20 protein-coding genes are annotated in these 22,760 nt (G+C 61.0%); 11 read left to right on the top strand and 9 right to left on the bottom strand.

What is annotated here, in order from left to right; genetic code table 11:
• Positions 1-14: 14 nt before the first annotated feature.
• A complete protein-coding gene (gene dusC, locus ACTG2S_RS12805) occupies positions 15-959 on the bottom strand; it encodes a tRNA dihydrouridine(16) synthase DusC (RefSeq protein WP_167569367.1) in 945 nt (314 codons plus the stop codon).
• A gap of 123 nt (positions 960-1,082) precedes the next feature.
• On the opposite strand from dusC, the gene ACTG2S_RS12800 reads away from it, so the two are divergent.
• The 5 genes from ACTG2S_RS12800 to nfo all read left to right on the top strand — a co-directional run bounded on the left by ACTG2S_RS12800 (position 1,083) and on the right by nfo (position 6,457).
• Positions 1,083-1,460 carry a YbaN family protein gene (locus tag ACTG2S_RS12800; protein ID WP_064335934.1) on the top strand — a complete coding sequence of 126 codons (378 nt, stop codon included), beginning with the start codon at positions 1,083-1,085 and terminating at the stop codon, positions 1,458-1,460.
• A 134-nt stretch (positions 1,461-1,594) separates the two neighbouring features.
• Positions 1,595-2,140 (top strand): adenine phosphoribosyltransferase, encoded by a 546-nt coding sequence (apt, locus tag ACTG2S_RS12795; protein ID WP_005352403.1) that lies wholly within the window; start codon positions 1,595-1,597, stop codon positions 2,138-2,140.
• A 172-nt stretch (positions 2,141-2,312) separates the two neighbouring features.
• Positions 2,313-4,853: a DNA polymerase III subunit gamma/tau gene (dnaX, locus tag ACTG2S_RS12790; RefSeq protein WP_274160459.1), complete on the top strand. Its 2,541-nt coding sequence runs from the start codon at positions 2,313-2,315 to the stop codon at positions 4,851-4,853.
• Between the two features lie 114 nt (positions 4,854-4,967).
• Positions 4,968-5,297, top strand: coding sequence for a YbaB/EbfC family nucleoid-associated protein (locus ACTG2S_RS12785; protein ID WP_005333445.1), 330 nt, complete (start codon positions 4,968-4,970; stop codon positions 5,295-5,297).
• A 317-nt stretch (positions 5,298-5,614) separates the two neighbouring features.
• The gene (nfo, locus tag ACTG2S_RS12780) at positions 5,615-6,457 is read left to right on the top strand and encodes a deoxyribonuclease IV (RefSeq protein WP_274160458.1); all 843 of its coding nucleotides are present in this window, start codon (positions 5,615-5,617) and stop codon (positions 6,455-6,457) included.
• A 95-nt stretch (positions 6,458-6,552) separates the two neighbouring features.
• Here nfo and ACTG2S_RS12775 read toward each other — a convergent pair whose 3' ends face one another.
• The gene (locus tag ACTG2S_RS12775) at positions 6,553-7,458 is read right to left on the bottom strand and encodes a LysR substrate-binding domain-containing protein (protein ID WP_274160457.1); all 906 of its coding nucleotides are present in this window, start codon (positions 7,456-7,458) and stop codon (positions 6,553-6,555) included.
• Between the two features lie 102 nt (positions 7,459-7,560).
• On the opposite strand from ACTG2S_RS12775, the gene ACTG2S_RS12770 reads away from it, so the two are divergent.
• The 4 genes from ACTG2S_RS12770 to ACTG2S_RS12755 all read left to right on the top strand — a co-directional run bounded on the left by ACTG2S_RS12770 (position 7,561) and on the right by ACTG2S_RS12755 (position 12,000).
• Positions 7,561-8,553, top strand: coding sequence for a TDT family transporter (locus ACTG2S_RS12770; RefSeq protein WP_005352390.1), 993 nt, complete (start codon positions 7,561-7,563; stop codon positions 8,551-8,553).
• A 255-nt stretch (positions 8,554-8,808) separates the two neighbouring features.
• Positions 8,809-9,798 carry a lauroyl-Kdo(2)-lipid IV(A) myristoyltransferase gene (gene lpxM / locus ACTG2S_RS12765; RefSeq protein ID WP_274160456.1) on the top strand — a complete coding sequence of 330 codons (990 nt, stop codon included), beginning with the start codon at positions 8,809-8,811 and terminating at the stop codon, positions 9,796-9,798.
• Between the two features lie 150 nt (positions 9,799-9,948).
• Positions 9,949-10,944, top strand: coding sequence for an LpxL/LpxP family acyltransferase (locus ACTG2S_RS12760; protein WP_439982597.1), 996 nt, complete (start codon positions 9,949-9,951; stop codon positions 10,942-10,944).
• Positions 10,945-11,139: 195 nt separating this feature from the next.
• Positions 11,140-12,000 (top strand): PA4780 family RIO1-like protein kinase, encoded by an 861-nt coding sequence (locus ACTG2S_RS12755; RefSeq protein ID WP_274160455.1) that lies wholly within the window; start codon positions 11,140-11,142, stop codon positions 11,998-12,000.
• Between the two features lie 60 nt (positions 12,001-12,060).
• Here the strand turns inward: ACTG2S_RS12755 and ACTG2S_RS12750 are convergent, their stop codons facing one another.
• From ACTG2S_RS12750 to ACTG2S_RS12740, 3 genes are all read right to left on the bottom strand, one after another.
• Positions 12,061-12,585: a GNAT family N-acetyltransferase gene (locus ACTG2S_RS12750; RefSeq protein WP_216953496.1), complete on the bottom strand. Its 525-nt coding sequence runs from the start codon at positions 12,583-12,585 to the stop codon at positions 12,061-12,063.
• Positions 12,582-13,820: a GGDEF domain-containing protein gene (locus tag ACTG2S_RS12745; protein WP_236268168.1), complete on the bottom strand. Its 1,239-nt coding sequence runs from the start codon at positions 13,818-13,820 to the stop codon at positions 12,582-12,584. Before ACTG2S_RS12745 ends, ACTG2S_RS12750 begins: the two co-directional genes overlap by 4 nt.
• A gap of 263 nt (positions 13,821-14,083) precedes the next feature.
• Positions 14,084-14,578, bottom strand: a complete 495-nt coding sequence (locus ACTG2S_RS12740) for a prolyl-tRNA synthetase associated domain-containing protein (RefSeq protein WP_274160454.1) — start codon at positions 14,576-14,578, stop codon at positions 14,084-14,086.
• 166 nt (positions 14,579-14,744) lie between these two features.
• Here ACTG2S_RS12740 and ACTG2S_RS12735 point away from each other — a divergent pair, with 166 nt between their 5' ends.
• Together ACTG2S_RS12735 and ACTG2S_RS12730 are read left to right on the top strand one after the other, a co-directional pair.
• Entirely contained in the window at positions 14,745-17,171 is a 2,427-nt protein-coding gene (locus tag ACTG2S_RS12735; RefSeq protein WP_274160453.1) for a DNA polymerase II, read from the top strand.
• Between the two features lie 74 nt (positions 17,172-17,245).
• Positions 17,246-17,497, top strand: coding sequence for a DinI family protein (locus ACTG2S_RS12730; protein ID WP_005352362.1), 252 nt, complete (start codon positions 17,246-17,248; stop codon positions 17,495-17,497).
• A 176-nt stretch (positions 17,498-17,673) separates the two neighbouring features.
• Here the strand turns inward: ACTG2S_RS12730 and ACTG2S_RS12725 are convergent, their stop codons facing one another.
• The 4 genes from ACTG2S_RS12725 to ACTG2S_RS12710 form a co-directional block, all read right to left on the bottom strand.
• Positions 17,674-18,537: a DUF2927 domain-containing protein gene (locus ACTG2S_RS12725; RefSeq protein ID WP_429207001.1), complete on the bottom strand. Its 864-nt coding sequence runs from the start codon at positions 18,535-18,537 to the stop codon at positions 17,674-17,676.
• Between the two features lie 26 nt (positions 18,538-18,563).
• Positions 18,564-19,067, bottom strand: a complete 504-nt coding sequence (locus ACTG2S_RS12720) for a M48 family metallopeptidase (protein ID WP_043826299.1) — start codon at positions 19,065-19,067, stop codon at positions 18,564-18,566.
• A 144-nt stretch (positions 19,068-19,211) separates the two neighbouring features.
• Positions 19,212-20,855 carry a hypothetical protein gene (locus ACTG2S_RS12715; protein ID WP_274160451.1) on the bottom strand — a complete coding sequence of 548 codons (1,644 nt, stop codon included), beginning with the start codon at positions 20,853-20,855 and terminating at the stop codon, positions 19,212-19,214.
• A 186-nt stretch (positions 20,856-21,041) separates the two neighbouring features.
• Complete coding sequence (locus ACTG2S_RS12710; RefSeq protein WP_274160450.1) at positions 21,042-22,688, bottom strand: bifunctional metallophosphatase/5'-nucleotidase; 1,647 nt, start codon at positions 22,686-22,688, stop codon at positions 21,042-21,044.
• Positions 22,689-22,760: the final 72 nt, after the last annotated feature.

The raw sequence follows: 22,760 nt of genomic DNA, 5'->3' as shown, positions 1-22,760 counted from the left end.
CAAGTTAAACGTGGTTAGCCGTGGCTTTTGGCTGCTTGCAGCAGGGCATCGCGGATGGGAGCCGTCTCTTTGAGCACCCGGATCTCCTGAAACAGCAGGTCCGCTTCGGGATATTCCCGCTTGAGATAGCTGAACCACTGTTTGATGCGGCTGGGATAGTAGTCGGCTTTTTCGCTGGCCAGATCCTGCTCGGTATAGCTCACCATCAACTGCAGTACCTCGGCCCAGCTCATGTGCGGGCAGCCGGTTTTCATCACGTTGGCCAGATTGGGCAGGGAGATGGCGCCGCGCCCGACCATCAGGGCATCGCAACCCGAGACCCTGGCGCAGGCGAGGGCATCTTTGTGATCCCAAATCTCGCCGTTGGCGGTGACGGGGATGGGCAGGGCGCGGCGAATGGCGTCCACATACTCCCAGTGAGCGGGGGCCTTGTACCCTTCGCGCTTGGTGCGGGCATGAACGGCCAGCTCGTTGGCGCCCCCCTGAAAGACCGCCTGAGCGTTCTCCAGATAGAGATCCTTGTCGTCGTAACCGAGGCGAATTTTAGCGCTCACCGGCAGATGGGCGGGTACTGCGTCACGCACCGCCTTGACGATGCGGTAGATGGTCTCGGGCTCTTTGAGCAGCACTGCACCGCCCTTGCTCTTGTTGACCGTAGGGGCGGGACAGCCGAAGTTGAGATCGACTCCGGGGGAGCCCAGCTCGATGGCGCGCACGGCGTTCTCGGCCAGCCACTCGGGGTGTTGCCCCAGCAGTTGTACCCGCACCGGGGTGCCTGCGCGGGTTTTGCCATCTTGCAGCAGTTCAGGGCAGAGGCGGTAGAACACCTTGGCGGGCAGCAGCTGATCGACGACCCGGATAAACTCGCTCACGCAGAGATCGTAATCATTGACGGAGGTGAGAACCTCCCGCATCAGGTGATCCAGTACCCCCTGCATGGGGGCCAAAATAACGCGCATAACGGCTTTCCGACGAGAGTGGCAAGAAAAAAGAGCGCAGATTGTAGTGGGGTTGCGGCCCGCTGTCAGCACCCGCTCAAACTCTGTTAGGCTAGAGGGAGATAAATCATGCAAGGAGAAGGAATGAAGCGTTGGTGTCTGATGGCGCTCGGGTGGCTGGCATTTGCCACCGGTATTGTGGGCATTGTGCTGCCGCTATTGCCGACTACCCCCTTCATGTTGCTGGCTGCCGCCCTGTTTGCCCGCTCATCGCCCCGTTTTCATCGCTGGCTGTTGACCCATCCCTGGTTTGGCCCGCCCATCGTGGATTGGCAGCAGTATCGCGGCATTCGTCGTCAGGCCAGACGGCGCGCCATTATCTTCATTTTGCTCACCTTTTCGGTGTCACTGGCGGTGGTGCCACTGCTGTGGGTCAAGGGGTTGCTGGTTATCATAATGGTGATCCTGCTCACCTGGTTAATGCGCCTGCCGGTGCTGGAGCCAGTTGCAATGGTGAAGTGAAGTCCCTAAGCTATTGCAGCAATAATGCTATGGAGTCGGCCTGTCATTTTTGCGTGACAGGCTTTTTTATTTCCCGCAGAAGGGAATTGAGAAAAAATGGCCACCCCTGGGTCAAAAAAATAAGCGGTCAACACATGAATCCGGAAACCCTGAAATTTATCGAAGCAAGCATCAAGACCATTCCCGACTATCCGAAGCCGGGCATTCTGTTTCGTGACATCACCAGCCTGATTGAGAACGCCGAGGCCTTCAAGGCCACCATCGATCTGCTGGCCAATCATTATCGTGATCAAGGGATCACCAAGATTGTTGGCACCGAAGCTCGCGGCTTCATCTTTGGCGCGCCGGTTGCCTATGCCATGGGGCTGGGCTTCGTGCCGGTCCGCAAGCCGGGCAAGCTGCCGCGCGAAGTGATCGAGGAGTCCTATGCCCTCGAGTACGGCACCGACACCCTGCAACTGCACACCGATGCCATCGTTCCCGGTGACAAGGTGCTGGTCGTGGACGATCTGCTGGCGACCGGCGGTACCGTCGATGCGACCGTCAAGCTGATCCGCCGTGCCGGTGGTGAAGTGGCCGATGCGGCCTTCATCATCTCCCTGCCGTCTCTGGGTGGCGATGCCCGCCTGACTGCCGCTGGCATCAAGGTAGTCTCACTGGTCGAGCTGGCCGGCGAGTAATGCCTCTTCGGCCCGATCCTCTGCATCGGGCCTGCATTGAACCGGTGCCCTTGCGGGCATCGGTTTGAAAATCAAGCGATCCCTCCCGCTCTGACCGATAGCCGATACAGCCAGCCCGCCATTTGTGTTAGCATCCGGCCTCAATGCCCTGTCTTCCCTGCATGATGGATTTATGAGCTATCAGGTTCTGGCGCGTAAATGGCGCCCCCATACGTTTGAACAAGTGGTAGGCCAGCAACATGTGCTGACCGCCTTGACCAACGCCCTGGATCAGGGACGGCTGCATCACGCCTATCTGCTGAGCGGTACCCGCGGGGTCGGCAAGACCACCATCGCCCGTATTCTGGCCAAGAGCCTCAACTGCGAACAGGGGATCAGCAGCCACCCGTGTGGTGTCTGTGATACCTGCCGCGAGATCGATCAGGGCAACTTTGTCGACTTGCTGGAGATTGACGCGGCGTCCCGCACCAAGGTAGAAGATACCCGCGAGCTGCTCGACAACGTGCAGTACCGCCCGGCCCGTGGCCGTTTCAAGGTCTATCTCATCGATGAAGTGCACATGTTGTCGCGCCACAGCTTCAACGCGCTGCTGAAAACCCTGGAAGAGCCGCCCCCCTATGTGAAGTTTCTGCTGGCCACCACGGATCCGCAGAAGTTGCCCATTACCATCCTCTCGCGCTGCCTGCAGTTTCATCTAAAGAGTCTGGATCAGACCCAGATCGCCAAGCAGCTCGAATGGGTGCTGGATCAGGAAGGGCAGCCCTTCGAACCACGCGCCCTGCTGGCCTTGGCCAAAGCCGCCGACGGCAGTATGCGAGATGCCCTGAGCCTGACCGATCAGGCGCTGGCCCACGGCAATGGTAGCGTGCGCCTCGAGAGTGTGCTGGCGATGCTGGGCACGCTCGATCACCGCCATCTGCACCAGCTGCTGGAAGCCATTTTGCGGCAAGATGCCCCCGCGACCATGGCCAAGATCACCGAGATCGCCACCCTGGGCCCCGATTTTGATCAGCTCCACGCCGAGCTGGAAGGTTTGCTCCATCGCATCGCCATGGCGCAGCTGCTGCCTGCCAGCGTGCAGGAGCAGGGGGCGGATGCTGATTCCCTGCTGCAACTGGCCAAGGCGATGAGCCCGGAAGAGGTGCAGCTCTGCTACCAGATCGTGCTGGGTGGCCGTAAAGATCTTCCCTGGGCCCCCGATGGCCGCACCGCGCTGGAGATGACCTGCCTGCGTATGCTCGCCTTCTCCCCAAGGCGTGATGCCCTGCATCCAGCCAGCCTCACTGCGCTGCCCCCGTCAATGACGAGCAATGCCACTCCGGTAGCCTCCTTGCCGGGAAAGCGCCCGGCCGCTGAATCGGCCGCAGTGGCGCCGATCAGCGGCGCCGTGCCTGCAGTTGATGTCTCCCTGCCTGCGATGACGGATGACATCGGCAACCCCGCCGATAGCGAGGAGGAGGCGCAAGCCGCCGAGCTGTTCAGCCAGCAGGATGAGTTGCTGCGTGAAGCCGCAGGCATGGGGTATCAACCCGAGCCCGCGTTGCCACATGCGCAGCCCGATGTGTCTGCGCACTCAACCGCACAGCCCGCAGATGCGGATGATCGAGCGCCTTACGCAGCCGATACGGACTATTCCCGTGGCGAGTCGCTGACTGCCAGCATCCAGCCCGCACTAGAGCCGACAACCGCGCCGGTTAGCGCACCTGAAGCTGTTTCAGCGGTATCGAGCATGCAGAGCCTGCTTGGCAAGCGAAACATGCTGCGCAGCCGCCAGCGTGGTCAGGATGCCCCGGCAGCGCCCGCACCGCGCGCAGTGCCGGTTGCGCCAGCGCGTCCTGTCGCGCCCGCTGTTGCTCCAGTCGTCACCCAGCAACCTGCTCCGGTCAGCCAACCGGCCGGGCAGGGGATGGCGACGATGGGTCACTATGATGATCTGCCGCCAGTGGATCTCTATGGCGACAGTTACGAGCCGCAGGTTGATAACGGCGATTACGAAGAGTATCTCAACCAGGGATTTGCCGAGAAGACTCAGGTGATGAGCCACGCTCCCGTCACGGCACCGGCCCAGCCAACCGATCTGCCACCCTGGGATCTCGACGGGCAGCCGAGCTATCGACCCGGTGAACGCAGCGCTGCGGCGCCAGCGGTGACGCCCGCCCCTGCGACCCAGCCACCCGTTGCCACCACGGCGGTGGCTGCTGCACCGGTGACGCAGAGCGAACCCCCTCAGCCGGTGATGGAGACCATCGATTGGGATGAGCTCGAGAGCGACAGCGAGCCGCAAGAGGGAGAGGCGACTCGCCTTATCCCCTCCTCGCTGCTCAATGGTTGCGGCGACCCTTGGGCCGAGTTGATCTCTCACACTCAGGTGGGAGGGCGGCTGCGTCAGTTGGCCATCAACTCGGTGATGACGCGGGAAGGGGATAAAGTCCTGCTAACCCTCAAGCCCGAGCAGCGCCATCTGGTGAGTGACAAGGCGCGCGCCGATCTGGCCGAGATCATTGGACCAGCGCTGGGGCAACCGGTGCAGGTCGAGGTGACGCTCGGCGTGGTGTCTGACCAGGAGACCCCGCTCGAGATCGAGCATCGCCTTTATCTCGGGGTGCGCGAGCAGGTGACCCGGGATCTGGAGCAGGATCCCAACGTACAGTTTTTAGTTCAGCGGTTTGGTGCCGTGCTTCATCACGAGAGCATCGAGCCACTCAACCGCTAAATTCCGTGGCCGGGAGCTTGCTTCCGGTTGAAAAGCAGTTTGGCTGTCCCCATCTAGGACAGACAAGCCCACAGCCCGGCGCTGGATGCCGGATTTCAAGACGAGAGACGACATATGTTTGGTAAAGGTGGAATGGGGAACCTGATGAAACAGGCCCAACAGATGCAAGAGCGTATGCAGAAGGCGCAGGAGCAGCTGGCTCAGATGGAAGTGACCGGTGAAGCCGGTGCTGGTATGGTCAAGGTCACCATGACCGGTAGCCACAGCGTCCGTCGCATCGAGATCGACCCCTCCCTGATGGAAGATGACAAGGAGCTGCTGGAAGATCTGGTTGCCGCCGCTTGCAACGATGCCGTGCGCCGTGTGGAAGAGCAGAACAAGGCCAAGATGGGCGAGCTGACCGGTGGCATGCAACTGCCGCCAGGCTTCAAGATGCCCTTCTAAGGCGACTCTCCCCGCGCATTCTTGCTCCCTTGTCGCTGGCCATTCGGGTCACGGCAAGGGGGACGGCCGAGAGACCCAAAGACGCAGCGTTATTGCTCAGGCGATACGCTGCGTTTTTTTATGGGCGCCATGCTGGCGCGGGCGGGCTCTAACTATCCCTTCTGGGGAGAGGTTGCCACAGCGAAGGCCGATTACGCCATGAAACGCAGCGCCTTGTATAGGCGGCACTATTTGTCGATACCCGCTATCGGATATCCCGGTTTGGCGTGGCCGGGCTGGATCGGCATAATGGCGGCTTGCCGTATCGAGGAGATTGTATGAAATATATCGGAGCCCACGTCAGTGCGGCCGGCGGGGTGGAGAATACCATCGCCCGCGCCCAGGCCATCGGGGCCAACGCGTTTGCCCTCTTTACCAAGAATCAACGTCAGTGGCAGGCCGCCCCCTTGTCGGATGCCACCATCCGCGCCTTCAAGGCGGCCTGTGACAAGGCCGGTTTTCTGCCGGAGCAGATCCTGCCCCACGACAGCTATCTCATCAATCTGGGCCACCCGGATCCCGATGGTCTGGCCAAATCCCGCGATGCGTTTCTCGACGAGATGAAGCGCTGCGAGCAGCTGGGGCTTTGCTATCTGAACTTCCACCCCGGTAGCCATCTCAAGCAGATCCCAGAGGCTGCCAGCCTCAAGCTGGTGAGCGAGTCCATCAACTGGGCGCTGGAGCGCAGTGAAGGGGTGACGGCGGTGATCGAGAATACCGCCGGGCAGGGGACCAACCTCGGCTGGTCGTTCGAGCACCTCGCCACCATCATCGAGGGGGTGGAGGACAAGAGCCGGGTCGGGATCTGTTTCGATACCTGCCACGCCTTTGCCGCAGGTTATGATCTGCGCACCACCGAGAGCTGTGCCACTGTCTTTGCCGAGTTCGACCGCACGGTGGGTTTTCATTATCTCAAGGGGATGCATATCAACGGCGCCAAGTGCACTTTCGGTAGCCGGGTCGATCGCCACCACAGCTTGCGGGAGGGCAATCTGGGGGAGGCAGTATTCCACCACATCATGAATGATGATCGCTTCGATCGCATTCCGCTGATCCTCGAGACCATAGACGAGTCCATCTGGGGCGAGGAGATCAGCTGGTTGCGCAGTCTGGCGCAGTGATACTCAGAAGCGAATCAAAGAGAGGGAGCCGTGGCTCCCTCTCTGCTTTTTCCGTCATTGGCGGGCGGGTCTGCCAGCGGCGCTCCGAGCGGGCGTTACCCTGCGCGGCTCACCTCGGAATCCTTCACCTGAGCCCGGCAGAAGTGGATAAAGTGGCGCAGGGAGGTGGAGTGGTACTTCTGCTTGTGCCAGATAAGGGAGAGCTGGCGCGGGAAGCGCCGGGAGAGGGGCAGGGCGATCAGCCGCCCATCTGCCAGGCGATCCGAGGCTGCCAGCCGGGAGATAAAGGAGATGCCAAGCCCCTTCTCCACCGCCAGCATCACCGCCTCCAGGGTGTTGAGTTCAAGCCCTGGTTGCCAGCGGGGCAGCTCGGGCTGGATCTGCTGGATAAACTGCTCGCGGCTGCCCGATTGCGCTTCACGCAATACCCAGGTCTCGCCCCCCAGTCGGGAGAGGGATAGCTCCTTCTTGTTGGCAAGCGGGTGACCGGGTGGGGCCACCACCAGCATCTCGTCCTGCAGCCAGGGTTCGGCGAGCAGGTCGGGGTGGTGGTTCTCCCCCTCGATCAGTGCCATATCCAGCTCGAAGTTGGCCAGCGCATGGCAGAGCAGGTGAGTGTTGTTGATGGTCACCTTGGGGGGGAGCCCCAGCTCCTGTTTACTGCTGGCGAGCAGGGTGGGGAGCAGGTAGTTGCCGATGGTCTGGCTGGCACCAAGGCGCAGCTGGCCGCTCGGCTCGGCATCGGGGCTGAACAGGTTCTCGATATCCTGCATCCGGGTCAGCAGCTCTTCGGCGGCCGGTTGCAGCAGGCGCCCCTCGTTGTTGAGCTGCAATCTGGGGTGAATGCGGTCAAACAGCGGGGTAGAGAGCTGGCGCTCCAGCTCCTGCAGCGACTGGGAGACGGCCCCCTTGCTCAGGCAGAGCTCGTTGGCGGCAAGGCCAAGGTTTCCATAACGGGCAATGGTGGCGAACACTTTCAGCTGCTGCAGGGTCAGTTTCATCGTGTTTGGTTTTCCTGAATGATTGATTTAATTCATTTAGATATCGTAAACGATAAGGGGCCATTATCCTATCGCCATAGTCATCAATAGAAAGGTGTCATCATGATCGCAAGAACCCGTAAATCACTGGCTGCCGCCCCAACCCCCATGGCGGGTCTGGCGCTGGGCATCGCCAGCCTTGGTTGGTGTTGGGAAAATGCCGGTCACTTCGATGGCCGGATGCAACTGCTGGGCGCTGCCATTGCTGCCGTGCTGCTGGTGATCCTGACCTTCAAGTTTCTGCTTCACCCCCGCCTGCTGTTGCAGGATCTCGCTCACCCCGTAGTCGGCAGTGTGGTACCGACCTATGCCATGGGGACCATGGTGGTCTCCAAAGCGCTCGGTATGATTGCGCCGCAAGCGGGCGAGGCCCTCTGGCTGTTTGCCGTAGCTGTTCACCTGCTGTTCCTGGCCACTTTTATCTGGCATCGCGCCAAAGAGTTTGAAATCCACCACATGGTGCCGAGCTGGTTCGTGCCGCCGGTGGGGATCATCGTGGCTGACGTCGCCTTCCCGGGTGGTCAGTTTGCCCCGCTGGCCAACGGCCTGCTCTGGTTCGGGATCATCTGCTACGGCCTGATGCTGCCGCTGATGCTCTATCGCCTGATCTTCAGCCATGAAGTGCCGGATGCCGCCAAACCGACCATCGCCATTCTGGCTGCTCCTGCCAGCCTCTCTCTGGCCGGTTACCTGACCGTCAGCCAGGAGCCGTCACTGCTGCTGGTGGCCGTGCTGCTGGGGATTGCCATCCTGATGACCGGCATCATCTATCTGGCCTTCATCAAACTGCTGCGTCTGCCCTTCTCGCCGGGTTATGCCGCCTTCACCTTCCCGCTGGTGATCGGTGCCACCGCCCTGTTCAAAGTGGCTCATCTGGTTGAAGGGTTTGCGCAAGGGAGTCACTACGTCGAGCAGATCAGACTGCTGGCCCACTTCGAGCTGGGGGTGGCTACCGTGATCGTCGGGTATGTGGCACTGCGTTACCTGATGTTTTTTCTGCCGCAGCGTAATACCGAAATGAATAACGGCATGGCCCGCCAGGGTGCTCACCGATAAATCTTGATGATGTGACATCGGGAAATGGATAAGCAGTGCGCTCCGAGAGCGACGGGATAAACGACCAGTCATACTATGGATGGACAAAGAGCCTCCACCCTGGTTGTGTAACGAGCAAAATGCCCCGCGGTGCGGGGCATTTTTTTATGGTTTTTTGATGTGGCGCCCGTGGCGGGCTATTTGCCATGGATTTAACTGGTATTACCTGTCAGGACGACTACAATGCAGCACCACTTTTTCGCTCGACCCCAATACATGTCGTCCCAAGATCCCGTATTTGACTCCTCTTTTGAAGCCCGTTTTCTGCATCCCCGCTACTGGTTCAGCTGGCTGGCGCTCGGCGTGCTGATGCTGCTCGCCTTTGTGCCGGTGCGATTGCGCGACCGTTTGGCCGAAGCCTTGGCACCGCTGGTGTTTCGTATCTCGAAAAAACAGATCTATATCGCCAGAACCAATCTGGAGATCTGCTTCCCGGACAAGAGCCCGGAAGAGCGGGATGCCATTGCACTGACCTCGATCCGGGTCGGCCTCAAGAGTCTGTTGGGATTTGGCGAGTTCACCATGCGCAGTCAGCGTTATCTGATGAGCCGGATGCAGGTGATCGGTTGGGAGCATATCGAGGCGGAGCGGGCGGCCGGCCGTCCGGTGATCCTGGTAGTACCCCATACCTGGCCGGTGGATGCCGCCGGTTACTGCTTCACCCAGCGCGGGGTGCCCATGTGCACCATGATGAAGCGGGCGCGCAATCCGGTGTTTGACTGGCACCTCAACCGTGCACGAGCCAAGAACGGTTGCCGCGTCTATGAGCGCAGCGCCGGGATCAAGGCAGTGATCAGGACCATCAAGAGCGGTCGCAGCTTCTTCTATCTGCCGGATCAGGATCATGGCCGCGAGAAGAGCATCTTCGCCCCATTCTTTGGCTATCCCAAAGCGACCCTGCCTGCCTTGCCCCGTCTGGTGCAGGTCAGCGGTGCCAAGGCGGTGCCGCTGCTCGCCTGCTATGACGAAGCGAACCACTGCTACCGGCTGGAGATTGAGGCACCGTTCGACAACTATCCCACCGAGGATGTGATGGCCGATACCTGTCGCATGAACGACATGGTGCAACAGCAGCTGATGCGCCATCCGGGCCAGTACATGTGGTTCCTCAAGATCTTCGATACCCGTCAGGATCAGGAGGGGCCGGATGGCCTTTACGAGGCGGGGATCCAGCGGATCCGCAAGGGATTGTCGCCCCACGGCTGACCCAGAATTTGGATTGATTGAAATGGCCCCAGGTGGGCCATTTTTTATGATAACTAGTCTGATCAGTGCCTTGCAGGCTGATGGCCAGCCTCCCCAGGGTAGAAAAAAATGTCAGGATAACTACAATAACCGTTTGTTTTTGATGACTTGATGGCCGCCATGTCTGCGTTAGATCCGGTATTTGATACCTCATTTCATAGCCGCCTGCTGCATCCCAAATGGTGGGGCAGCTGGTGCGCGCTGGGCCTGCTCTCCCTGCTGGCATTTACCCCCGCGAGATTGAGGGATCGCTTTGCCGATCTGGTTTCGCCGACCCTGCTGCGTTTTTCGAAAAAGCAGGCCTATATCGCCGATACCAACCTCAAGATCTGCTTTCCCGAGCTGGATGCCGCTGCACGGCAGGCGCTGCTGCTCAAATCGATCCGGGTCGGGCTCAAGACCTTTATGGGCTTTGGCGAGCTCAGCTGGCGCAGCAAGGCGCGGCTGACCCGCCGCATCAAGGTCACCGGCTGGGAGCATGTGCAAGCGGAGCAGGCTGCAGGCCGCCCGGTGATCCTGGTGGTGCCTCATACCTGGGCGGTCGACATGATTGGCCGCTACTTCTCCATGATGGGCATCGAGATGTGCACCATGATGAAGAGCCCGAAAGATCAGGTGTTCGACTGGTACATCAACCGCGAGCGGGCCAAAGGGGGCAAGGTCTATGAGCGCAGCGCCGGGATCAAGCCTGCGATCAAGTCGATCCGCGCTGGTGCCAGTTTCTTCTACCTGCCAGATCAGGATCACGGCCGCGAGGCGAGCGTGTTTGTTCCCTTTTTTGGTCGCCCCAAGGCAACCCTGCCCGCGCTGCCCAAGCTGGTGAAGCTGACTGGCGCTAGGGCCGTGCCCATCTTCGCCAGCTATGACGAGGATGAGGGATGCTATCTGCTGGAGATCGAGCCGCCGTTTGACCCTTATCCCACCGCCGATCTGCTGGCAGACGTCAACGCCATGAACCGGGTGGTGGAGATGCAGGTGGTGCGCCATCCCGAGCAGTACATGTGGTTTCTCAAGATCTTCGAAACCCTGGAGCATCAGGAGGGGGATGACGGCCTTTATGAAGCGGGGATCCAGCGTATTCGTCAGGGCTTGCCGCCCGAACCTTGAAAATTGGCCCGCTTGCGGGCCATTTTTGTTGGCACAGGCGCCTTTCGTATTTGGTCTGCTGCTGGTGGTTTTTAAGGCGAACGGGTGGACAAAAACAGCGCAAACAGGGGATAACAGGGTGTCTTATGAAAGGGAGAGGCAGGTGAGCGTGCGCGGAGCTATCTTCGAGAGCGGAAATAGGGTAAAAGGGCGGCCATGAAAATTCCAAATCGAATCCAACCTCTGGTTGATGACGGCCTGGTCGATGAGGTCGTCAGCCGGTTGATGAGCGGCAAAGAGGCCGACGTCTATGTGGTGCGCTGCGGCGGCGAGATCCGCTGCGCCAAAGTCTATAAAGAGGCGTCCAAGCGCAGCTTCAAGCAGGCCGTGGTCTATCAGGAGGGGCGCAAGGTGCGTAACAGCCGCAGCGCCCGCGCCATGGAGAAGGGCTCCAAGTACGGCCGCAAACAGCATGAAGAGGTGTGGCAGAACACCGAGGTCGACGCCCTGTTCAAGCTGGCGGCGGCCGGTGTGCGGGTGCCGCAGCCCTATGTCTGCCTCGATGGCGTCCTCTTGATGGAACTTATCACCGATGAGGATGGCAATGTCGCGCCGCGCCTCAACGATGTGGCGCTTACCCCCGAGCAGGCGGTCATCGACCATGCCAAGGTGATCCGTTACGTGGTGCGGATGCTCTGCGCCGGTCTCATCCACGGCGATCTCTCCGAATTCAATGTGCTGGTGGATGAACAGGGCCCCGTCATCATCGACCTGCCCCAGGTGGTGGATTCCGCCGCCAACAACCAGGCCAAGGCGATGCTGGAGCGGGACGTCAACAACATGCGCAACTACTACGGCATGTATGCCCCCGAGCTGCTCAAGACCCGTTATGCCAAGGAGATGTGGGCGCTGTTTGAAGATGGCAAACTCACCCCCGAGAGCGAGCTGACTGGCCACTTTGAAGAGAGCAGCGCCGCCATCGATCTCGATTCGGTGCTGCAGGAGATCGAGAGCGCCGAGGAGGAGGCCTATGCCCGTCAGGTCCGGATGAAGGCGGAGCAGGAAGACAGCTACTAACGGTCTTGCCACGTTCACAAAAAGAGCGCCTTCGGGGCGCTCTTTTTATTGCTGCTGCGGCTATGGTCGGCTGGGGCAGGGGGCTAGCTGATACATCTCCAGCCAGTTACGATCCCCCGGATGGAAGCGCCGTCCCAGCCACACGCCACCGGCTGCTGTAATGACCTTGCGGGAGGCCAGATTGTCTTGGTCACAGCAGATCAGCACCGGCGCTGCCAGCACCTGTTGTTGTACCCAGCGCAGCAGCACGGTCGCGGCCCCTTCGCCACGGCGAGAGGGGCGAGTTTCGTAACCGATATGACCCAGCCACTGGCGGGTTGCCTCATTGTCACCGTGACGCAGGCGCAGGGTGGCGATGATCTCCTCGCCATCGAGGGCAAAATAGGTGGTGGTCGGCAGGTATCCACTGGGCAAGTTGCGCCCTTCGGCGTGGTCCAGCAGGCTCTGTAACCAGCCGTTCGGGTCAAATTGCGCCACCTGATAGAGCGGCTGTCCGTCCTCGGCGCATTCGGTGACATAGCGATAGTAAGCCGGAGCATCTGCCAGCCTGGCCGGTCGGCACTGCAGAGCGAGCACTGCGCTCATGACAGGAGCGCGCAGGGCGGCAGCGGTTGCGGCTCGTTGTGGTGGAGCTCCTGTACGCAGGCCCGTTGCCTTCCAGCCTGTTTGGCGGCGTAGAGGGCCCGATCCGAGCGCAGGTAGGCCGCTTCAAACCCCTCGTCAGGGTGCAGCGAGGTGAGGCCGATGCTGAGGCTGATGGGGCCACCGGCCAGCTCTCGGGTCGCCTCGGCGATCTGCTGTTGCAGGCTGTGGCAGTAGTCGGGCAGGGTCTGCGGGTCCGCCATCAGCAGCAGGGCCAGCTCATCGCCGCCAAGCCGACCGGCCATGCCCTCGGAAGGCAGGGTATTGGCGATCACCCGACCCACGGCCCGCAGCATGGCATCACCGGCGGGGTGGCCGTGGCGGTCGTTGATCTGCTTGAAGTTGTCCAGATCGATCAGCAGTAGCTGGCTGGGGCTCCTCACCTCGCGGGCACGCAGGGCCACCTGGCGTTCGAAATAGTGGCGGCTGAACAGGCCGGTCAGCTCATCCTGATTGGCGCGACGCTCCAGCTTGCGCTGGGTGGCCAGCAGGGCTTGCTGTTGGCGGGTGTGGACCAGGCTCAGCAGCAGATAACTGCGGGCGATGGTAAAGAGCAGGCTGAGCAGGATCACAGGCCCGAGCAGCGGGTCGGTGAAGGAGTTGGCCGCCAGCTCCGGCTGCCAGAGATGTTTGGCGATCCGCAGCAGTTGCAACAGCAGTTGCAGGCCGAGCAGCAGAATGGCAAAGCGCAGCACCCGATAGACAGGGGCCAGCCGCTGGTAGCGCCAGAGCTGCCAGATAAGCAGTGCAATCTGCAGCGAGAGCACGCCGGAGAGTACGATGATCCGGCTATGCACATCAAAGAGGGGTTGCTGCAGGGCGGTCAGGGCAAACAAAACGAAACCACCGAGGGTAACGGCGGGCAGCAGCCAGCCCAGTTGGTCGGCTTCACGGCGAAAGAAGTGGCGCATCCCCCGTTCATAGAGCAGGGTGGTCGACATCAACAGCAGGTTGGTGCAGAGAATATTGGCAAGGGATGCATTTCCCTCAAGGGGGCGCAGCAGCAGGCAGCAAAAAGCCCCCGCGATAACCAGTTCCCCCGCTGACCAGTAGATCAATGCCCTGATCTGGCGATGGGTGTGCCACATGGCGGCGAAAATGGTGGCGACCCCCACATGTGACAGCGTGACGAACAGCACCAGACTCAACAACTGGGCCGAGGAAAACAGACTTGGCATCAAGGGGCTCTCTGGGAAGTCACCTGTGAACGAACAGGCGATGGGGTATCGCCCGCTGGCAGTGGCCGATCACAACATGAATCCAACCTATTATCAATGGGTTAAATGGCCGAATGTGCTCACCTCCGACTTCTTGCACGATGGCAACTGCTGACTCGATTTATCAGAGCTCAAGGGGGTATTTTATTGTCTTGTCAGTCAATTTCGCTGCGTGAAAGGTGGTTGTGTTGGCGGCAGGGTGAACCCAACCGCCAGACGTTGTGCTAATCGCAGGTTGCAGCAGGCAAGCGCATTACTATGGCCTCCCTGTCCAGATGGGTCAGCAGACGGCGCACGTCGTTGAGGCGGATGATCAGGGTTGCGGTGTTGACCAGCGGATGGCACTGCACCTGTTCGGCCTGCCAGATGGCCTCGTCCACCACCAGCTCTACCGCTTTTTCCCTGTCGCGCACCATGGCGAGCAGGGTCACCGATCCCGGGGTGAGGCCGAGCACCGCATCGAGCCGCTCCGGGGAGCCAAAGCTCAGCCGCTTGACGCCGAGCATGGCAGCCAGCGCCTTGAGGTCGACCCGGCGCTCCTCCGGACTCACCACCAGAAACAGCCGCTCGCTTTTCGGATCGCGCAAAAAGAGGTTCTTGGTCTTGGCGGCGGGCAGGTCGGGCAGCAACTTGCTCGCCTCCTCACAGGTAAACACCGGGGGATGGTCAAAGCGCTGGTAGGGGATAGCCAGCTGATCCAGCAGGGAATAGATTGCCACAAAGACTCCTTTTGTCGGCGAAGAGTGGTCAGAACGGGATGGGCGGGAATAACGACCGGATCGAGCTTACCAGTTTGACTCCCGCCTCGCAGCCAGCGTGACGATTGCGAGTAGGCACTGTATGAACGTACAATAGTCCCATTCTCGGACAGCCCCTTTACGCTTCATGACTGCAACCCAGCCCACCGTACCCGCCATTCCGCCCCTCGACGGTTTTATCCTGACCCGCCACGGTCGGGACGTGCGCGGCCGCAACGGGCACGCCGCCACCACCGAAATCGTGATGTGGCTCTGGAGCGCGCAGGGGCCGGTACGGGTGGTGGTGCCGGGGCAGGTGCCGGTGTTCTTTTTGCCACAGAGCCACATGGCAGAAGCCGCCGAGCTGTTCAAAGGGGCCGGGGTGAGCGGGCGGTTTCGCCGCCTGCCGATGCACACCTTCGACGGTCGCCCCGTGGTGGGCTGCTATTTCACCACCCTGAGCGCCTTTCACCGCGCTATCGAGCTGCTGCTGATTCGCGGACTGGAGCACTTCGAGGCGGATATCCGGCTGCCGGAGCGTTTTCTGATGGAGCGTTTCATCACCGCTGGCGTGCGCTTCGATGGCCGGGCGGTAAAAAAGGGGGGCAAGCAGGGCTACTGGGAGGTGAACGAGGCGCGCTGCGCGCCGCAGGCGGTGACGCCAACCCTCTCCTGGGTGTCGCTGGATGTGGAGTGCGCCATGGACGGGGCGCTCTTCTCGGTCGGTCTTTATAGCGAGCAGGATGCGCGGGTCATCATGATCGGCACCCCGGAAACGGATGCCGAGAGCTGGGGCACCCAGGTCGAATGGGTGGCGGACGAGAGCTCCCTATTGAGTGCGCTGGAGAGCTGGTTCAGCCAGCATGACCCCGATCTGGTGATTGGCTGGAACGTGGTCAATTTTGACTTTCGCCTGCTGCTGCGCCGCGCCGAGCTTAACAAGCGGCGGCTGCGTCTTGGGCGGGGGCGCGAGCTCTGCTTCTGGCGCTCGTCACGGGGCGATCCCCAAACCGGCAACGTCATCATTCCCGGGCGCATGGTGCTCGACGGCATCGACACCCTGAAAAGCGCCACCTGGCAGTTCCCGAGCTACAGCCTGGATGCGGTGGCGAGCGAACTGCTCGGCCGTGGCAAGGATATTGAGGATGTGGCCAATCGGGGGGAGAAGATCACCGAGCTGTTCCACTCCGACAAGGAGGCGCTCGCCCGCTACAACTTGGAAGATTGCAAGCTGGTGTGGGAGATCTTCGATTACTGCCACCTCATCCCTTTTGCCATCGAGCGTGCCTCCCTCACCGGCCTGGAGCTGGACAGGGTGGGGGGCTCGGTGGCGGCGTTTACCAACCTCTATCTGCCGCGGCTCCATCGTGGCGGTTACGTGGCCCCCAATCTGCCGGCCGACGGGGGGCTGGCGAGCCCCGGTGGCTATGTGATGGACTCCAAACCCGGTCTCTATCGCCATGTGCTGGTGCTTGACTTCAAGAGCCTCTACCCCAGCATCATCCGCACCTTCTGCATCGACCCCATGGGACTTATCGAAGGGCTGCAGCATCCCGAGCACGCCATTCCGGGCTTTCGCGGCGCTATGTTCTCCCGAACCCGCCACTTCTTGCCGGATCTCATCGCCACCCTGTGGGCGGCGAGGGACAGAGCCAAGGCGGCCAGCAACAAGGCGCTCTCCCAGGCCATCAAGATCATCATGAACTCCTTCTACGGCGTGCTGGGGTCGGGGGGCTGCCGTTTCTATGATCCGCGCCTAGCCTCGTCCATTACCCTGCGTGGCCACAGCATCATGCAGCAGACCCGCGAGTGGATTGAGGCGAAGGGGTTCGAGGTGATCTATGGCGATACTGACTCCACCTTTGTCCATCTGGGGCGCGAGACCAGCCCCGATGAGGCGGACGAGATTGGCCAGCGGCTGGCGAAGATGATCAACGATAACTGGGCTGCACTGATCAGGCGCGAGTTCGACCTGCCGAGTTATCTCGAGATCCAGTACGAGACCCACTATCGCCGCTTTCTGATGCCCACCATCCGCGGCTTGGAGAAGGGCAGCAAGAAGCGCTATGCGGGGCTGGTTGGCAAGGCCAGTGAGGGGAGTGAACAGCTGGTATTCAAGGGGCTCGAATCGGTGCGCACCGACTGGACCATGCTGGCCAAGCAATTCCAGACCCGCCTCTATGAGCTGGTGTTTCACGATGAAGATCCCAGCGGTTATGTGCGCACCATGGTCGATGAGACCCGCGCCGGTCGTCACGACGATCTGCTTATCTACCGCAAACGGCTGCGCCAGAAGCTGGAGGAGTATCAGAAGAATGTGCCGCCCCATGTGCGGGCAGCGCGGCTGGCCGATGAGGAGAACCTGCGCCGCGGTCTGCCCCAGCGCTATCAGCATCGGGGCGCCATCGCCTATCTGATGACCCTCAATGGCCCCGAGCCGCTGGAGTACCGGCGCAGCGCCATCGATTACGAGCACTATATCGACAAGCAGTTGCGGCCCATTGCCGATGCCATCCTCCCCTTTATCGGCGAATCGTTCGATCGGATCTGTGGTCAGCAGCTGGATCTTTTCTGATTGGTGCAAGTTGGCACTTTACTTCCCATGAATACTGGATAAAAATACAGTTATAAATCATGGAGAAGTTTCCTATGCGTCTTGAAATCATCATCGACAGAAAACATCAGATCCCGACCTCGACCATGGAGGCGCTGCGTCAGGAGCTGCTCAAGCAGCTTGGCGAAAAATTCCCCGACATCCATGTGCGGGTCGCGCCGGGCAGTGCCATGGCCCTGACCGTCAGCCGTGCCAGCAAGGAAGACAAAGAGCTGGCCGAAGCCATGGTGCAGGAGGTGTGGGAGAACGCCGACAGCTGGATGCCGGAAGAGAACGTCGCCTCCTGATCCCCATGGTCAGTGGATAATTCTGGGCGGTGGATAAATGGGTAGCTGATAAACGGGCATGCCCGCTAACGATTCGCAGAGCCCCGGACAACAAAAAACGCAGCCAAGTGGCTGCGTTTTTTGTGGGTGGTGAGAGGCCGCGGTGGTTTTTCTAGCTTTGGGTTGAGCCAGGCCCGTTACAACCCCGCCCAGCTTTTCAGGCTCTGCTGTTGCACCCGGCGATTGGCTTCGCGGATCTCCCCTTTGGCACGCAGATCGGCCAGTGCGATAGGCAGTGCGGCGCGGATCTCGTCACTGCTCATTCCGGCTTTGAGGGCCGGGTGATAGGCCATCTTGAGCAGCACATAGTCCAGCCCGGTCAAAAAGCTGTCGATGCTGTTGTCATTGAAGATGGAGGGAAACACCTTGTCCGAGTCGTTGGGCAGCCCCATCACCTGGGTGAACTCCTCCACCACACAGTCTAGAAAACGCCCCTTGGCTCTGCTGTAGTCTACCGGAATGATGATGGTGGCACGGCTGATCTCGTGTTTCGCATTGGTTGCGAAGTTGGCAAGGCAGAGCCCCTCCTTGAGCGCCATCTTGACTGATGGATCCCCTCCCATGGTGCGGTTGGCCCAGCTCTTCATCTTGCTGTAGTCGGTCATGATCAAGGTCAGGTTGGGCTTTGCGGCCACCATGCTGATGGAGTGGCCGGTGATGCGGGCCAGATGGGCCGCCTGTACCTTCACCACGTCGGCCTGCAGCGGCTTGTCACCCGACTCGTTGATAAGTTGCAGTCGGATCGGCTGCTGCCAGCGAGCAAAACGGGTCTGCCTGGCTTCGCCATACTCCCGCTCCATGGCGATGGCCATAAAGCTCTCGACCAGATAGCTGTCGCTCTGCCAGCGCTCATCGGCACGGGCGCTGTGGACCGCGAGCAAAAGCAGCAGCGCCAGCAGCCCGCGTGACGCGCGGCGGGGATGGGCTGCGCGGCCCAAGCTGGTCATTACCAAAGTGGCAATAAAGCGGGTGGCACCAAAGGGGGTTGCGGCGAATGACATGTTTCCTCCCTGAAACGGTTGTCAGCCTAGCGGTTGGCCTTGTCGATATCACGCCAGGTGAGCCAGAGCCTGAGATCAAACTCCAGTTGATGATAGTCGGGCTCCATGTGCTGGCAGAGCTGGTAGAAGCTCTTGTTGTGATCCTTCTCTTTGATATGGGCCAGTTCGTGCACCACGATCATTTTCAGGAACGGGGGCGGCGCCTCCTTGAACAGGGCGGCGATGCGGATCTCGTTCTTGGCCTTGAGCTTGCTGCCCTGCACCCGGCTGACGTAGGTGTGCAGGCCGAGGGCATCCTTGATCACGTTGATCTTGCCATCGAACACCACCTTTGACAGGGGCGCCGAGCTCTTGAGGTAGCGGTTCTTCAGCTCCATGGTGTAGGCGAGTAGCGCCTTGTCGCTCTGGATCTGGTGGCTCTCCGGATAGCGTTTGGCCAGCATCTCCCCCAGCTTGCCCGCCGCAATCAGCCGTTGTACCTGTGCCTTGAGGGGGTCGGGATAGCCGCCCAGATAAGTCAGTTCCGCCATGGTGTCACTCGTTACATCAAAAAGAGCGTCATTGTAGTTATCTCGGGCGGGCTTGCCTACTGCGGGCCGCCGCTGCAAGGGGCTCTGGCGCAATAAAAAGGGCGGCCATTGCAACAATGGCCGCCCTGCGGGGCGTATTGACGATCAGCGTCGGCGATAGAGACCCGGATCCACCTCTTCGTAGTGGCTGGTCAGGTATTGATAGAAGGCTAGATGGGAAGGGGAGCTGGGTTTTTTCAGCTCTTCGCTCACCCGATCCGGCTTGGCGATGATGAACTTCGGATTCTGGCGCTGGATATCGGCCAGCACCCGCTCGCGCACGTCATAGGGCGGATTGACGTTGGCAAAGAAGAGGTAGGCGGACGCCGGCTGGCGATCGGTCCAGAGATAATATTGCGGCTGGATGCCATCGACCCAGATCTTGTCGCTCGGGACTGTCTCGGCCTTGATGCGATCGACCCGTACCTGCGCGGCCGGATTGAAAGGGCGACCCTTGAGGGTGCCTTCCCAGGCGTTGTTGATCATCAGCAGCAGCATGGCCAGCGTTGCCAGCCAGGGGGTGGCACTGCGCACATCCCAGGCGCGCCAGAGGGGGATGAGGATCAGCACCGGCAGCGCCCACAGCAGGCTGGTACCGAGCACCTCGTTGACCCGCTCGAGGGACCACTCCTTGGTGCTCCAGCCAAAGGCGAGCTGCTGGGCCAGCAGCCAGCTGGCGGTGAGCACCACCAGCGAGATGCAGAGCAGGCCGATGGCATCAGCCTGCTGTTCGCTGCGATCCAGCAATACCGCCAGCGGCAGCACTGCCAGTTGCAGATAGAGTACGTCGTAGTGATCGAACACATGGCCGGAGACCGAGTTGGCGATCAGGGTAAACAGCACCCCAAACAGGGTTGCCAGCAGTGCGGGCAGATACCACTCCTGACGGCGGCTCAGCATCAGAATGATGAAGGCGGGCAGCAGCATGATAAGGCCGGTGCGTAGCAGGCCGACGGCGCCCACCATGGGGGAGAAGCCGTTGCCATAGCTCCCCTCGAAGAAGATGTCGAAGGCGTAGTATTTGAAGGCCGCCAGCAGATCATGCTGCTGGAAGTAGGCGTAAAGCGGGCCGCCAATCAGCGCCAGCCCCAGCAGGCTGGAGATGAGCAGCAAGATGGCATCACGCCACTTCTCGTGCAGGCACCAGTGGCAGAACAGCACCAGATACCAGGCGCCCCAGAAGGCGCCGTTGTTGGTGCGCATCCAGACGACGATGGCGAAGGTGAGTGCCGCCACCAGTGCCGGCCACCAGCGAAATCCTTTGTCCAGCAGCAGGGTAATGAAGGCCCACTGGGCGATGAGGGCGAGGTGGAAGGTCCAGTCCTCGGTCATGTTGCCGTAGTAGTAACGGGTGCCGTAGAGAGCCAGCACCGCCAGCATGGCGCCAAGGCGCGCCTTGAACGAGAGTCCGAGCTGGGCAAAGGCCTGCCAGCTGGCTAGCAGCCCGAGCCAGCAGAGCACCCACTCCAGTGTCCAGATCCCGACAAATCCCCCCATTCGATAACCCAGCGCGTCGAGGGCGAAAATCATCGGCCCCTTGATGTCGATCATGTCGCGATAGAGCACGCCCCCTTCGCTCCACATCTTGCCCATCACCGCGAACAGCGAGGCATCAAAGCCCGGCGCCATGGCGTGGAAGAGCGGGTTGCGCAGACAGAAGAGCAGCGCCAGCAGGGCGGTCAGCAGCACGATGGCTGGCTTGATACCCGGGTTGACGCGAGGGGGAGTGAAACGGATGGAGTGATTCATGAAGTCGCCTGTTCCTGCAGCTGGTCTTGAAAGCGGGCCTATCTTGCCGAGCTAGTGAGTGCGATGCAATGGGGCAGGCCCGTGTGGGGCAAATATTCTCGAAAAAGCCCGGTTCTTGCAGGGAACCGGGCGCTGGCTGCGGCAATATTGGCCGTCAGGGGATGTGGTAAAGGCATCCCCCCGATATCAACTGAAGTACTCAAGCAGGGGCGGCTGCGCTTCCAGCGTGGGCAGGTGACGGGCCCAGCGGATAAAAGCGTCGGCCAGGGTGATGCCGAGCTCCTGATTGTGCTGGGTCAGGGTGCGCGCCAGCGCGGTGTAACCCTCCTTGCCGGAGGCGGTATAGGCGCTCGACACTCCGCGATAGACCTGTTCGGGATTGACCGCTTGCCACTGGCCGGGGGCGGCTTCCCACTCCAGTCGGGTGATGCGCTGGCCCTTGGGCCGATCGGCCTGATAGGTGAATTGCACCCCCGCGGTGTAGGGGAAGCTGCCGTTGCCATTGCCGACCACGCCGTTGTTGGTGGCGTTGTCGATGGCATTTTCCAGCGCTTCCGCCAACTCGTGACCGTGCACCCGATAGAGGGTGAGGGGAATGGCAAACGGCAGCAGGCGACCGGCGATATCCGCTTCGCTCAGGGGGCCCGGCTCCAGCGAGCAGCGCACGCCGCCAGCATTGTGCAGGGCAAAGTCCACCTCGCCTACCTGTTCACGGGCAGCGGTCAGCATGGCGCGGGCCACCAGCGGGGCGAGCTGGCTGCCGTGGGGCAGGGTGGCATCCGGCAGCCGCTGATGGGGCAGTGGTGCTGCCAGCCGGGTGACGATGCGCTGGCTCATGGTTTCAATCTCCGGCCGGTAGCGTTTGGCCAGATGTTGTTCAAGCTGTGGATCCGGCTCGCAGAAGGTGAGCCCGGCAGGTGGCGTGGAGGCGTACGGCCAGGGTTGCCAGGGGAGCCACTCCAGCTGCCCCTGACTCTGCACGACGCGGCCCGACTCATCGAAGGTGAGCTCGCAGACACCGAGGCAGAGGGCGCTGTGGCCAGCGTGCAGGATAGCCACCCCGTTGTTCATCAGCGGATAGCTGCCTTCGCTTGGCAGACCCAGCGGCGCGAGATCGCCGAGCAGGCTATGGGTGTGGCCACCGATGATGAGGCTGAGTTCGGGGAAGCGCTCGGCCAGCAGCTTGTCCTGATCCAGTCCGAGGTGGCTCAGCAGCACGATATGCTGGATCCCTTCGCGCTTGATCTCCCGCAGCACCCGGGTGAGGGTGTCGGCGACCGCGTGGAAACGGGTGTGGGGATCCGGGTTGGCGATGGCAGCCATCTGGGCGAGGGTGATGCCGAGCAGCGCAAAGGGAACCCCGTCGATCACCTGACGATGCCAGGGCTGATGGGCGTCGTAGAGGTGGGGAATATCCCACAACCCAAGCGGCGTGTCGGCTGGCTCCTGACTGTTGTCCAAATTGGCGGCCAGCACCGGAAAATCGAGCTGGCGCAAGAACTCCACCAGCGGGCCATTGCCCAGATCGAACTCGTGGTTGCCGAGCACCATGGCATCGGGGGCCAGCATGGCGAGCAGGTCGGCGTTGGCGCGCCCTTTGAAGCGGTTGAAATAGAGAGAGCCCTGAAAGGAGTCGCCACCGTGCAGAAACAGAAAACGCTGGCCGGCTGCTGCGGCTTTGGCACGCAGTTGGGTCAGTCGGGTCAGGATCCGGGCATAACCGCCGCACTGGGTGCGCCACTGGCCTTCACCGACAGGGGAGAAGCTCATGGGCGTGCCATCGAAGTGGGAGTGGCAATCACTGAAATGGGCAAGTTGAACCGTAATACTCATCTCGGTCCTCCTTAGGGGGAAAATGAGCACCGAGTCTACTGCAAAGGGGGGGGAGGATACCAGCCCGGCAGG

The sequence above is a fragment of the Aeromonas sp. 82P genome (assembly GCF_051919365.1).
Taxonomy (GTDB): domain Bacteria; phylum Pseudomonadota; class Gammaproteobacteria; order Enterobacterales; family Aeromonadaceae; genus Aeromonas; species Aeromonas veronii.
Note: the sequence above shows the minus strand (reverse complement) of the source record. Positions and strands in the feature narration are given on the sequence as shown.

Coding starts and splice junctions, on each gene's coding strand:
- ACTG2S_RS12770 (WP_005352390.1), top strand. CDS start 7,561: ATGATCGCAAGAACCCGTAAATCACTGGCTGCCGCCCCAACCCCCATG.
- dnaX (WP_274160459.1), top strand. CDS start 2,313: ATGAGCTATCAGGTTCTGGCGCGTAAATGGCGCCCCCATACGTTTGAA.
- ACTG2S_RS12760 (WP_439982597.1), top strand. CDS start 9,949: ATGGCCGCCATGTCTGCGTTAGATCCGGTATTTGATACCTCATTTCAT.
- nfo (WP_274160458.1), top strand. CDS start 5,615: ATGAAATATATCGGAGCCCACGTCAGTGCGGCCGGCGGGGTGGAGAAT.
- ACTG2S_RS12725 (WP_429207001.1), bottom strand. CDS start 18,537: ATGTCATTCGCCGCAACCCCCTTTGGTGCCACCCGCTTTATTGCCACT.
- ACTG2S_RS12715 (WP_274160451.1), bottom strand. CDS start 20,855: ATGAATCACTCCATCCGTTTCACTCCCCCTCGCGTCAACCCGGGTATC.
- ACTG2S_RS12710 (WP_274160450.1), bottom strand. CDS start 22,688: ATGAGTATTACGGTTCAACTTGCCCATTTCAGTGATTGCCACTCCCAC.
- ACTG2S_RS12785 (WP_005333445.1), top strand. CDS start 4,968: ATGTTTGGTAAAGGTGGAATGGGGAACCTGATGAAACAGGCCCAACAG.
- ACTG2S_RS12800 (WP_064335934.1), top strand. CDS start 1,083: ATGAAGCGTTGGTGTCTGATGGCGCTCGGGTGGCTGGCATTTGCCACC.
- ACTG2S_RS12730 (WP_005352362.1), top strand. CDS start 17,246: ATGCGTCTTGAAATCATCATCGACAGAAAACATCAGATCCCGACCTCG.
- dusC (WP_167569367.1), bottom strand. CDS start 959: ATGCGCGTTATTTTGGCCCCCATGCAGGGGGTACTGGATCACCTGATG.
- ACTG2S_RS12750 (WP_216953496.1), bottom strand. CDS start 12,585: ATGAGCGCAGTGCTCGCTCTGCAGTGCCGACCGGCCAGGCTGGCAGAT.
- ACTG2S_RS12745 (WP_236268168.1), bottom strand. CDS start 13,820: ATGCCAAGTCTGTTTTCCTCGGCCCAGTTGTTGAGTCTGGTGCTGTTC.
- ACTG2S_RS12735 (WP_274160453.1), top strand. CDS start 14,745: ATGACTGCAACCCAGCCCACCGTACCCGCCATTCCGCCCCTCGACGGT.
- ACTG2S_RS12755 (WP_274160455.1), top strand. CDS start 11,140: ATGAAAATTCCAAATCGAATCCAACCTCTGGTTGATGACGGCCTGGTC.
- ACTG2S_RS12720 (WP_043826299.1), bottom strand. CDS start 19,067: ATGGCGGAACTGACTTATCTGGGCGGCTATCCCGACCCCCTCAAGGCA.
- apt (WP_005352403.1), top strand. CDS start 1,595: ATGAATCCGGAAACCCTGAAATTTATCGAAGCAAGCATCAAGACCATT.
- lpxM (WP_274160456.1), top strand. CDS start 8,809: ATGTCGTCCCAAGATCCCGTATTTGACTCCTCTTTTGAAGCCCGTTTT.
- ACTG2S_RS12775 (WP_274160457.1), bottom strand. CDS start 7,458: ATGAAACTGACCCTGCAGCAGCTGAAAGTGTTCGCCACCATTGCCCGT.